The sequence below is a fragment of the Psychrobacter sp. AOP7-B1-24 genome, from assembly GCF_052376215.1.
Classification (GTDB): Bacteria; Pseudomonadota; Gammaproteobacteria; order Pseudomonadales; family Moraxellaceae; genus Psychrobacter.
Window position 1 is genome coordinate 1 of record NZ_JBQSVL010000025.1, and the last position, 12350, is coordinate 12350.

At 40.0% G+C, this 12350-nt stretch carries 11 protein-coding genes; 2 read left to right on the forward strand and 9 right to left on the reverse strand.

Features of this window, described 5'->3' with window-relative positions:
• Nucleotides 1–643: 643 nt before the first annotated feature.
• Complete coding sequence (locus ACT3QP_RS07030; protein WP_444524996.1) at nt 644–973, reverse strand: hypothetical protein; 330 nt, start codon at nt 971–973, stop codon at nt 644–646.
• A 388-nt stretch (nt 974–1361) separates the two neighbouring features.
• The gene (queC, locus tag ACT3QP_RS07035) at nt 1362–2141 is read right to left on the reverse strand and encodes a 7-cyano-7-deazaguanine synthase QueC (RefSeq protein WP_444524997.1); all 780 of its coding nucleotides are present in this window, start codon (nt 2139–2141) and stop codon (nt 1362–1364) included.
• Between the two features lie 232 nt (nt 2142–2373).
• Between queC and ttcA the strand changes: the two genes are divergently transcribed.
• On the forward strand, nt 2374–3519 hold the full coding sequence (gene ttcA, locus ACT3QP_RS07040; protein WP_444524998.1) for a tRNA 2-thiocytidine(32) synthetase TtcA: 1146 nt from the start codon (nt 2374–2376) through the stop codon (nt 3517–3519).
• Nucleotides 3520–3608: 89 nt separating this feature from the next.
• On the opposite strand, the gene ACT3QP_RS07045 is transcribed toward ttcA, so the two are convergent.
• From ACT3QP_RS07045 to ccoN, 6 genes are all read right to left on the reverse strand, one after another.
• Nucleotides 3609–4202 carry a FixH family protein gene (locus tag ACT3QP_RS07045; RefSeq protein ID WP_444524999.1) on the reverse strand — a complete coding sequence of 198 codons (594 nt, stop codon included), beginning with the start codon at nt 4200–4202 and terminating at the stop codon, nt 3609–3611.
• Nucleotides 4203–4329: 127 nt separating this feature from the next.
• Nucleotides 4330–5739, reverse strand: coding sequence for a cytochrome c oxidase accessory protein CcoG (ccoG, locus tag ACT3QP_RS07050; RefSeq protein WP_444525000.1), 1410 nt, complete (start codon nt 5737–5739; stop codon nt 4330–4332).
• Nucleotides 5740–6151: 412 nt separating this feature from the next.
• Nucleotides 6152–7321: a cytochrome-c oxidase, cbb3-type subunit III gene (gene ccoP / locus ACT3QP_RS07055; protein ID WP_444525001.1), complete on the reverse strand. Its 1170-nt coding sequence runs from the start codon at nt 7319–7321 to the stop codon at nt 6152–6154.
• Nucleotides 7318–7500 carry a cbb3-type cytochrome oxidase subunit 3 gene (locus tag ACT3QP_RS07060; RefSeq protein ID WP_444525002.1) on the reverse strand — a complete coding sequence of 61 codons (183 nt, stop codon included), beginning with the start codon at nt 7498–7500 and terminating at the stop codon, nt 7318–7320. Before ACT3QP_RS07060 ends, ccoP begins: the two co-directional genes overlap by 4 nt.
• Nucleotides 7500–8138 carry a cytochrome-c oxidase, cbb3-type subunit II gene (gene ccoO / locus ACT3QP_RS07065; RefSeq protein ID WP_444525003.1) on the reverse strand — a complete coding sequence of 213 codons (639 nt, stop codon included), beginning with the start codon at nt 8136–8138 and terminating at the stop codon, nt 7500–7502. Before ccoO ends, ACT3QP_RS07060 begins: the two co-directional genes overlap by 1 nt.
• A gap of 9 nt (nt 8139–8147) precedes the next feature.
• Nucleotides 8148–9629, reverse strand: coding sequence for a cytochrome-c oxidase, cbb3-type subunit I (gene ccoN / locus ACT3QP_RS07070; RefSeq protein WP_192991986.1), 1482 nt, complete (start codon nt 9627–9629; stop codon nt 8148–8150).
• A gap of 999 nt (nt 9630–10628) precedes the next feature.
• Here ccoN and ACT3QP_RS07075 point away from each other — a divergent pair.
• Nucleotides 10629–11018, forward strand: coding sequence for an SCP-2 sterol transfer family protein (locus tag ACT3QP_RS07075; protein WP_444525004.1), 390 nt, complete (start codon nt 10629–10631; stop codon nt 11016–11018).
• A 109-nt stretch (nt 11019–11127) separates the two neighbouring features.
• Here the strand turns inward: ACT3QP_RS07075 and ACT3QP_RS07080 are convergent, their stop codons facing one another.
• On the reverse strand, nt 11128–12105 hold the full coding sequence (locus tag ACT3QP_RS07080) for a hypothetical protein (protein WP_444525005.1): 978 nt from the start codon (nt 12103–12105) through the stop codon (nt 11128–11130).
• Between the last annotated feature and the right edge of the window lie 245 nt (nt 12106–12350).

The following is a 12350-nucleotide window of genomic DNA, read 5'->3' on the forward strand; positions in this document are numbered from 1 at the left end:
AGCGTTTGAATTGGCATGAAAACCCATATCAAAAGCCTAAAGGCATGCACTATAAAACCTACAAGCGGTTATTCACTGAGTATCACGATATAGAAGATTATTATATGAGCTGCTTAACTAGGTTCGATGGTATAACCGATATTAAAAGAATGAAACAAAGGTAGTTTTTCGGAGTGCTATAAAAAAGGTAGTTTTAGACACGTTAGAGTGGGGGGACTATAAGCAATCGTGCAGGTAGTGCAAGCGGAGACCACACCTAACCACACGCGCAAAATAAAAAGCATTTCAAAAAGAGGTTAACACACCAAAACATAGCTGAACCCTTACAGGTCATAGCCTAATGCCTACAATTAATTGAAGTGGCTGTGTTAACAAAGTTAAAAGAGGTTAAAGCAAAGAGCAATAGCTAAACTTTTAATTACGCGGACGCATAAAAATCACTTAGGCAGTGGTCACCACTAATAAAGACCTAAACAATTATACCGCCCTATGGCTACAATCAAGCATAGATAGCTATAAAAATGGCTACCAAACTGGCTACCAATTTATACCAAGCGTTAAAAATTTATACTAAAAACAATAACTTATACATATACAAAAGACTGGCTATTGCCAGTCTTTTTTATGTGGAAGGAACGGTGGGTTAAGCAGGCTTTTGAGGTGGCTTCAAATCTAAACCATCGGTACATTGCTGCAAATCTTTTTGCATGGTTTTGACATAAGGAAGACCAGAGGGGTCTTTTTTGTCTTGCGCGTAGCTTTCGATTTCCCACATTTGACCAATCGTCATTTTGCTGCGGACATCAATAGTACAATTACACAGTTTGGTCGCAGTGCTTTTATCAGCGACTTTGTATTTAACAGCACCATCAACGCAAGTATTAATATTTTGTTGCTTAATATCCGCAGCATTTGCTTGTGGTATTGCAAAAACGGCAGCTAAGGCTAAGGGGAGTATTGATAAAAGCTTCATAAATATCCTATTACAGGTGGAGTCAGTTTTCTGAATGTGGTACGCGGATTACTAGGGCATGTTCTCACTTTAAAAATGGTGGTAAACATGAAATAGAGCTCTGTCAAACGAGAAAAGAAGCAGGTTAATATCGATATATAAACCTGCTATTTGATGATGTTTGGCAAATTTCAGCCCATTTAGAAGACTATTGCTTTAATTGAAGGCGCACCCTAACGATCCGATGATTAGTATGATTGTTTATATCTATCTTTCGATAAATTCAGTGGTCAATACCATAGCAAGTATATGAACTAAAATACAACGGTGGCATGCTGTGTTAATGCAAGCAAATGTTGTTCGAATGTTAAGTAGTGCTAGCGTTTAGCATAGGAGTTAATAGGATATATTAAGAGCGATACTTGGTAGGATCTGCAACACCAGCCTGTTCAAAACCCTGACGACGTAATGTACAGCTGTCACAAACACCACACGCAAGACCATTTTCGTCGGCACGGTAGCACGAAATGGTTTGTCCATAGTCGACACCTAATGACAAACCAAGCTCAATAGTTTTTGCTTTTGATAATTGCTGCAAGGGTGTTTGAATCGATAAATGATGACCAGTGACACCTGCTTTTGTGGCAAGATTGGACATATGTTCAAATGCAGAAATATACTCTGGACGACAATCAGGATAGCCAGAGTAGTCGACTGAGCTGACACCAATGACGATATGATTGGCATCGGTCACTTCAGCGACTGCCAAGGCATAAGACAAAAATATAGTATTGCGTGCTGGTACGTAAGTATTAGGAATGGCGTCGTTATCGATCTCATCATGTTTTTTGGTTGGGAACTTATCTGCGTCTCCATCAGGCACAATCATGCTGTGATCTGTCAATGATGAGCCACCGAGTTGAGCGATATCAATATCGATAATTCTGTGGTTGACTTTAGCCGTCTCCGCAATTGATTTTGCTGCGACCAGCTCGCTATTATGACGTTGACCGTAATCAAAACTAACAGCCGTTACAGAGGCATAACGTGCCTTGGCCCAATATAAACAAGTAACGGAATCAAGCCCACCTGATAATAGTACAACAGCATTCTGGTTGCCATGAAGGGTGCTTAAATCAGTATCGGATGTTTGAGGATTGGCAGTGCTCTGTGAGGTAATATTAGTCATAAGGGTATCTGTTATTGGTTTGCGAAAAACAGTTATTTTAGCAAAAATCCCTACGTTACAGAACCATAATGCCATTATTTAATGTGCACTTTTCAAACTGCTGATAATATTTGTTATAATCGTTGCTTTGAAAGTATCCACGTTAATACATGCTTTTTTACTACTTTTGACTCTTCTTAAATCGTAAATGGCTTTATAGCAAAACCACCCTTGTAAAGATATTGAGTAACTTATGACCGCAGCGACCCTATTTACGCCAAAAATGAATCCTGAGCTTGATGATATGTCTGCTGATGCAGCTATCGACGACCATACTTTGGAAACTGATATGAATAGGGGGCATGAGGATAGATTGGTTGAAGATTTTGAGAGCACTGGAGAGACAGCACCTACCGAAGCAGCACAGTTGCGTAAGCTGCAAAAAAAACTACGTAGACAAGTGTCTTGGGCGATTCGTGATTTTAACATGATCGAAGATGGTGATGTGGTAATGGTCTGTGTCTCAGGTGGTAAAGACAGCTATACCTTGCTCGATATCTTGTTATTACTAAAGCGTATCGCACCGATTAGCTTCGATATCGTCGCAGTGAACCTTGATCAAAAGCAACCTGGTTACCCAGAAGACATTTTGCCAGCATATCTAAATGAACAAGGCATTGCTCACTATATTCTAGAAAAAGACACTTATAGTATCGTGAAGAGTGTGGTCCCAGAGGGCAAGACTTACTGCTCGGCATGCTCCCGTCTGCGCCGCGGATCGTTATATGGCTTTGCTAAGCAAATTGGCGCGACCAAAATTGCGCTGGGTCATCACCGTGACGATATGTTGGCGACGTTCTTTTTAAACTTATTTCATGGTGGTACATTGAAATCAATGCCACCTAAATTACTGAGCGATGATAAGCAAAATATGCTGATTCGTCCATTAGCTTATGTCGAAGAAAAAGACATCATCGAATACGCTAAATTAAAAGAATTTCCAATTATTCCTTGTAACCTATGTGGTAGCCAAACCAATTTACAACGTGCCATCATCAATGACATGCTACGAGAGTGGGATGATGCACATCCACAGCGGTTAGCATCCATTTTTAAAGCGATGCAAAATGTTGCTCCTTCACAATTAGCCGATCGTGAATTGTTTGATTTTGAGCAATTAAGTCTTGAGCGTGATGACAACGAGCGTTTATTTGAAGGTGATAATATTCAAGCAGGGCAGGCCGACAGTTTGGCTGAGATTGGCTTACCCATTTCACCAAAAACTCAAACGTTTAATCCAAAGTTTATGAGTGAGCAACAGCACTCATCAGCATCCGATCAAGCAGTAGAACAAATTCGCACGACGCAAAAAATCCCAACAATTAATCCTCTTATTTGATAGTTTCATAGCGAAATCTTTGAGATGTTCGATGCGCAATATAAAAAAACCAGACTCTAAGGTCTGGTTTTTTATTTTCATATTGAGATTTATTCCTCAGAGGATTGCTTGGCAAATGCTTGTAAGGGAGCAAAACTGATATTTGAACGTGGTAGCTTTGCAACATCTTGCATACGCCAATTATTTGTACCACTATTGCTTACGTGAACATAGTATTTGGCCTTGACCGGATCGATATCTGCATGTGCGCTGTATTTATTGCCTTCTTGATGTTGTAATACCACATCATGATCTTTTTTAATATCAGTTGCATGCGAGATAGATAGATCTAGCGTATCAGGATAAGTAAGCGGCGTACCGTTCAATAGTTTACCTGATTGTAAACTTTGTTCAGGATACTCTAAATAAAAGACAATATCGCCATTATCGGCAAAATGCATTTTGCCATGTAAGTCCAAATCATAAGTGAGCTTATCACGTGACACATCTTGATAGAGTGTCTTGCCGTCCATGTACCAATCATCACGCACGACACTGTCGCGAATTTGATAAGAGTAGTAAACGAAATATATACAAGCAACGACCACAAATGCGGGCATGCCAATCACAAAGATAACAACCATGTAGTTTTTGTACCATGGCTGAGTGTCTTGGTGCTTAAATTTTGAAGCTGGAGTAGACATAAAACACCTATCAATTAGACATCTGTTCAATAGATATCTATAAACGATTTACCTGCTAGCCAATGCAATGGTAACAGGTAAAATATATAATTGTAGGCAAGCTCGATACTAAATAGCTTACGGCAGCCTACTGACCTTGAGTGGTAAATACATTCTGTTTGCTGGCTTTATATTGACCATCTTCACTAATTACATTTAAGGTAATTGGTGTCTGTTCAAAATCGATAACATTAGGATCACCATAAATACTCACTGGCATATCGAAGTTTTCACCTGCTTCTAATGGTACATCATTAAATCGTAGTTCTAAACTTAGACCATCTTGTGGTGTGAGGGTTATTTTATAGCTATGAGGTTCTTGGGTTTTATTAGTCAGCTTAACGATATAGCTGTTTTCAATCATGCCTTGATTGTTAACTGAAGACAATTGATTACGGTCACGGCGAATATCAATCTCTAAGGGTACGCGATCCGTCAATGCATAAACAACACCAGCACATAAAATGCTAATAACGGCTAAATAGGCAAATAGGCGTGGACTGATAACACGGGTATTTTCTTTTTCTGACAATTGTCGTTCTGTTGTATATCGAATAAGCCCACGTGAGTAACCAACTTTATCCATGATTTCATTACAAGCATCAATACAAGCAGCACATTGGATGCACGCAACTTGTAATCCGTCTCGAATATCAATACCAGTTGGACAGACCTGCACGCACATAGTACATTCAATACAGTCACCTAGATGCTCAGGATGTGTACCTTTTTTGCGTGCACCACGTGGCTCACCACGCTCATAATCATAAGACACAACCAACGTGTCTTTATCAAACATCACACTTTGAAAGCGTCCATACGGACAGATTTGAATACACATCTGCTCACGCATATAACCAGCATTGGCGTAGGTCGCAAAGGTAAAGATAAACATAGATACCCATATCCATGTTGGCCAGTCGGGGAGAGGAATAAAACCCATCATTTGCCAGCTATGATATAAATAATCTGTTCCAGCAACGTAGCTCACAAAAGTCGCTGCTGTAATCACTGACAGTGCAAACCAAATAAAATATATTAAAAAGCGCTTAAAAACCTTTGTTGCACTCATTGGTGCCTTATCAAATTTGACACGTTTATTACGGTCACCAATTACCCATTTTTCGACATGTTGATAAAGGTGAGTCCAAATAGTCTGTGGACACGCATAGCCACACCATACACGACCCGCATAAACCGTTACCATAAATAATGTAAAAGCAGCAATGATGGCAAAGGCCGCAATAAAATAAAAGTCTTGGGTCAAAAAAGTCATACCAAAAATATAGTAATGCTGCGAAGGAACATCAAACCATATTGCTTGTCTACCATTGTAACGTAGCCATGGTAAAAGCAAAAATGCTGCCAAAAGTGCATACATTGTAATGATACGAATGTTTTGATAAAAACCTTTAATAAATCTAGGATGAACACGGTGCTTGGTCGCATCAAGGTCAACCTGTTGTACAGGAATTTTATTGGGTTGTTGTGCTGACATAAACGTGCCTCTTTAAAAAAAGAATCAGTTTGCTGGCATGATGAACAAACATCTGTGGTTATCAGATGTATGAGGGTGCAATGTTATCAATGTCAGTAAGTAGCGGATAAAGTTTTGCATCGCAAAATAGTTTATCCTATCTACCAAATGATCGATTACGAATAGCTTAATGAGAATGAAAACAGTTCTTTGAATCAGAGACTAAAGAGATGTTTTTAGGTGTCACTATTTTAACATTCTCTTTACTAAAAGTGGGGTGATAATCTCAAAAAGCAATCAATATGTTATGACTTGCTACAAGCAAATCGATAGCCTGCTAAATAGCTCAAAAGATAGTTGTATAAAAAAAGGAGAACTGCAATAACAGTTCTCCCTTCGTTCATTTATGACTAAAATCACTGACTAAGAAGTATTAATTAGCAGTTGTTTCTACCACTTCGGTTACTGGCGTAGCAGTAGCAGCTTGAGGGGTAGGTTGAGCTGTCTTATCTGACAATGAGTAAACGTAGGCAGCAAGCAACATAATGCGTTCGTTACCTAGCTTGCTTTCCCATGCAGGCATAACGCCAGCACGACCATAGCGTAAGGTGTCACGAATGGTTTCACGATCGCTACCAAACAACCAGATATTATCAGTTAAGTTAGGCGCACCTGCTGAAATCATACCTTTGCCTTCTGGACCGTGGCAAAGTACACAGTTGGTTGGTTGTTCAAAAAGTACTTTACCTTGCGCAACCATGGTTTGATCAAGATCGTACTCATTTTGGTTGCCAGAGATAGATAGTACATATTCAGCAACTGCACGTACACCATCTTCACCAAGGTTGTCACGCCACGCAGGCATTGGTAATTTTTCAGGTTCTTTTTTGTAGTCTACACCAACATGCCAACCATTATGCAAGGTAAGCAAGATATTGCCAGGCTCTCCACCATGCAACCAATCGTTATCAGTAAGATTTGGATAGCCAGTTGCACCTTTAGCATTAGATCCATGACAGACCGAACAGTTCTGCAAGAATAAACGGCTACCAGCCTTCAATGCATTCGGGTTTGTTGATAGCTTCTCAACATAAGGAGCAAGTTCTGTCACTTTCTCATTGATTTGATCCTGCAAATTGTCAGGCGCTGATTCGCTATGACGCAGGGTTGCTTGCATATCAGCAAGTGTTGCTAAAGTAGCGGTAGCACCACTGGCGTCTGCTTTTGCCAAGATATTCTGTTCAAAGTTATCCGTAAAAATTTTATCGTTGCTTTCAAGATCACTTGCAAGCTCAGTTTTAGTAGTCCATGGTACAGTTTTGCCATCGACTACTTCTGTAGCTAAACCTTCCCATTTTGACGGAAATATAGCTGGAAAGAATACCCAGTAAGCAACACCCCAAACTATAGAGCCAAAAAATATCACTAGCCACCATTTAGGTAATGGTTTGTCATATTCTTTGATACCGTCATAGGTATGACCAGTAGTGCCATCTTCTTCTACGTCAGGTTTGTATTTTAGAACAAATAGCAAAACCCCAAGAATGGACAGCCAGCATCCGATACTTAGTACGGTAATCCAAGAACTCCAAAAAAATGTCATCGTTCATCCTTATTGCTCTGCTCTTCAGACAGAGATTTTATATCCTCGTCATCAAGCGCAAGTTGTGCATCTTCTTCGAAGCGTTTTTTGTTTTTTGGCGAATACGCCCACCATGCAACACCTACGAAGGCAACAAAGGCAGAAACGGTCGCAATTGTTTGTAATTCACCAATACCCATTAGCGCTGTCCTTCCATCGCAGTGCCTAGTTGTTGTAAATAGGCAACCAAAGCATCAAGCTCAGTGGCACCAAGAACAGCATCTGGTGCTCCTTCAATATCTTCTTCAGTATAAGGAACACCGAAGCGATCACGGAATAGGCGCATTTTAGCTTGAATGTTTTCACCATCCACTTCATTTTCAGCAAGCCAAGGGAATCCAGGCATTACAGACTCAGGAACGAGTGAGCGTGGTGCAATCAAATGCTGCTTTTGCCAATCCTCAGAATAGCGTCCTCCAACTCGTGCTAGATCTGGTCCAGTACGTTTTGAGCCCCATAAGAATGGATGATCCCATGTGGATTCTGCAGCACGCGAGTATGGTCCATAACGTTCGACTTCAGCACGTAGTGGACGAATCATTTGGGTGTGACAGACGTGACAACCTTCACGAATGTAAATATCACGACCCTCGAATTCTAGTGCAGTCCATGGTTCCATAGTGGGAAGGGGAGCATTTACGCCACCTTCTTCAGGAGCTTTGTTATCATAAATCAATGGTACGATTTCAACTAGCGTTGCGAAGCTAATAGCAATAACAATACCGATGACCAACAAGCCTGTATTTTTTTCAATAATTTCATGCGGTGTACCAGCCATGATCGCTCCTTATACGTTAGCTGTCGAAGGTTTTTCGACACTAGGTTCATGATCCGTTGGATCAGCGACATCTACAGGCTTACCTTCTGGCATCTTGAGTGTTTTATAGCAGTTATAAGCCATAACGAACATTCCAGATACATATAAGAAGCCACCAAAAGCACGACCAATATATGGGAAATGTGAGAATTGGACGGTATCAACGAAGCTATAAACCAACGTGCCATCTGGATTAGTTGCAAGCCACATCATGCCTTGACCAATGCCTGAGATCCACATAGATACAATATAGAAAATAGTACCTGCAGTCGCTAGCCAGAAATGCGTGGTGATTAAGCTGATAGAATACATTTTTGGTTTGTTATAAATACGTGGTAATAATACGTATAGTGAACCAATGGTAATCATACCTACCCAACCAAGCGCACCTGAGTGTACATGTCCTACGGTCCAATCCGTGTTATGCGATAGCGCATTGACTGTCTTAATAGACATCATTGGGCCTTCGAATGTCGACATGGCGTAGAACGACAGCGCAACAATCATAAAGCGAATGATTGGATCGGTACGTAACTTATCCCAACTTCCAGATAGTGTTAGTACACCGTTGATCATACCACCCCAAGATGGTGCAAATAGGATGATTGAGAATACCATTGCTAATGACTGCGTCCAATCTGGAAGCGCTGAATAATGCAAATGGTGACCACCAGCCCACATGTATGAAGCAATTAATGCCCAAAAGTGAACGATAGACAAACGGTAAGAATAGATAGGGCGACCAATCTGTACTGGAACGAAATAGTACATCATTCCAAGGAAAGCTGCCGTTAGATAAAAGCCTACGGCATTATGACCATACCACCACTGCACCATCGCATCGGTTGCACCACCAAATAACGAATAAGACTTGAATGCACTAACAGGAATCGACATGCTGTTTACAATATGCAGTAACGCAATCGTAATAATAAAAGCTGCAAAGAACCAGTTAGCCACATAAATATGTGAGGTCTTACGTTTGATAAGTGTGCCAAAGAACACAATGGCATATGATATCCATACCAATGCAATCAAAATATCGATTGGCCATTCAAGCTCAGCATATTCCTTTGTTGAGGTTAAACCTAAAGGAAGCGTAATGACTGCTGACACGATAACTGCTTGCCAACCCCAAAAGGTAAACCAAGCCAGATAAGGTGCAAATAATCTTGTCTTACAGGTACGCTGAACGATATAGTAAGATGTGGCGAACAGGGCAGAGCCACCGAACGCAAAAATGACCGCATTGGTATGTAGCGGTCTTAAACGACTAAAAGTCAGCCATGGAGTATCAAAGTTAAGTGCTGGCCATGCTAACTGTGAAGCAATGAACACACCAATACTCATGCCGACGATGCCCCATGCAACGGCCATTATCGTAAAGAATCTTACGATAGTAATTTCGTACTCACGGTCCACTGGGGCGACTGCTGTGTTTTGTAAACTCATTGGATGATTCCTTTACAGCCCGAATTATCAACAGAATTAACTAACGCTCCGCACTATCTGTATCAATAATAATTGATCAATAAATAGTCGTTGCGGTACGTGTTGTTTTTTTGGCTCAGTTATTTCGGTAACGTTATTAACTATCAATCAAAGCTTGTGCTTAGTATTAGCTGATACAGTTAAATTCCATATAAATCCGATACAGTGTTAAGCTCGTATAGTTTACTGTTTATAGAACTTTTACGTGCTTTCTTTGCATCAAGATTATTGTTAACCGACTGTATTGATAGGTAGAGGAGGGCATTTTACATGCACTGTACTCACAGCCAATCGATAGTAGGATTGTTAATAAATAGTTAGAGCGAATAAGCAGATGCGCCGTTTTGAGCATCAAACATCTAATGAGGCTAAGTATTTATCTTAATTATTACCAAATATTTCTGTACTAATGAAGATAGATACCAATATCCATAGGCCCATAAAAAAACACTGACCATAGACGTATGCTAGCGGCGGCTGACAAAAAAACATGTTTACGTAATGTTTAGTTAAAACTCCCGACTCTGTTTAAGGGTATTGTAACGCAATCCTAATAAAATATCATCAGAACTATGCGGCAAAATACAAACTCTTTGGTAAAAAATATAACGAGCAACTTATCGCTGCCATACTTTCGGTCTATTTTATACACAAAATTGTCGCTATTCTAGGGGATGTATTTGTATCAATCAATAACAATAACTGCAGTATTTGCTTATAAACCCTAGAAAGAATTTTGTAACAATAACAGCATGCGTCTTCTAATTAAGTTTTACTTATTATCAACATGACCCTTATAATACCGATGAATATAGTGGTTGGTCGTTGATATCACTGTTTTGAAAAATAAAGACTCTTTTTAGAGGACACGCCCTAGTAATTACCTTATAAATAACCAACCAATTAGGTAAGGGCACTAAAAACCTCTATTCTTAAATAATATGAATCAAGGAAAATAGCATGGCAGTTTTTTTGACAAACGAATGGTTTGAGCAAGTTGAGAAGATGGGTCAGGAAGCAGGTGAGCTGAATTTACCACCAGCACTTGCAAGTATGGTCGTCAATTTAAAGGTGTCTGATACTGAACAGGATATCGAAGCCAATTTCACCAATGGTTTATTACATCGCGGTTTAAACGATGCAGCAACAACGACATTGCTTCTGGATCGCAGTATTTTGCAATCAATCATCACTGATTTTGATACCAATGAAATCATGGGTGCGTTTATGGGTGGTAAAATCCGTGTGGAAGGCGATATGTCACAATTAATGGCAGTACAGACTGCACGTCCAAGTGATGAACAAAAAGAGCTGTATATGCGTATTAAATCAATGACGACAATGGCTTAACCTTAGGTCTATATGATTGTAGTTGAACAATAAAATTGATGTGCAAAAAAGCCTCTAATATATTAGAGGCTTTTTTATCGATAGGTTAGACAGTTACATATTCATTATTTTACGAGCTAGCTTTTGATTGTTGTGTTGCTTTTTTCTGGTTTTGTTTATAGATTGCTGCTTGTAGCCAGACGTTCGCTTGTACATAGTCATGTACTTTAATGGTTGCAGTTTCTGGTGTGTTAAGTGCACCAATGCGTATTACAAATGGATCTGCATCTTGTTCACGCAATACCACCACGTCGAATAGAATAATTGATTTACCATTGAATACGGTTTCTTGCTTGCCAAGTACTTGACCTTGACACCATGCTTCATCTTCTTGTCCTAGCGTATCACCAAATAGATAAGCACACATGTGACCCAAGTTGATCTCTACTGGTGCCATTTGCTCTTTGGTCTCAGGCTTCCACTCTTTGATTTGCTCTTGCAGGTCATCAGGTATTTTTCCGTCATTGGCTGCCACGATATCATTGAAAGCGCGATGGTAGCGAATGGATTCTTGATCTTCGACCATAATTACTTCGTTTTGTTCGCTCGGTTTAATTTCGTGTGCCCAAGCGCTAAAGTTAACAAAATAAGAGCTATCTCGTTGGTACAGGTGACGATTGGTGGTATAAAGCTGATCAAAAGCATAAATAATACTGCCGTCAGCTGTATGCAAGCGCAGTACCGCATCATGTGAGTTGTCGTTAACGATAATGCGCTCAATTTTACAATGCAGACCATATGGGCTATCGACGCAAGGGTAGGCATTGATGAAGCACTCAGGCTTACCGTTATTCATCGCGAGTACTTGATTGATATGGCAAGGCTGATCTTCAGACAGTAATAAATAGTTGTCTTGAGCACTGGCATTACTATTAAGGCCTTTAGGCATCGCTGCGTGTTCAATCATTTTCTGTAGCCATTCCGGCACGTCATGACTCATATCTTCGGTCAAAATGCGCCAGTGATCAGCATGACCTGCAGATTGCTCATCGGTTAAAGTGATCTTGGTGGGGCCCTGGATGTTCTTATATTGATAATTAATGGTCATGAGAATACTCAAAATTAAGTCAACGTGAAGTTTGGCGCTAAAACTGCTATTACTGACCATCATAACCTCAATTTATTGAGTATGAAGGTTTTGGTAGTCTGTAATGTTGTCGTCAGCAAAAGGTCAACAAACAACAATGAATGGGTAATGACAATTGTCCTTAGCATACAATATATAGGTATTGACGCAAGTAATAGCAAGTCTCTCATAAAAAATAGTAACAAAACCCTATTTTTTAGCAAAAA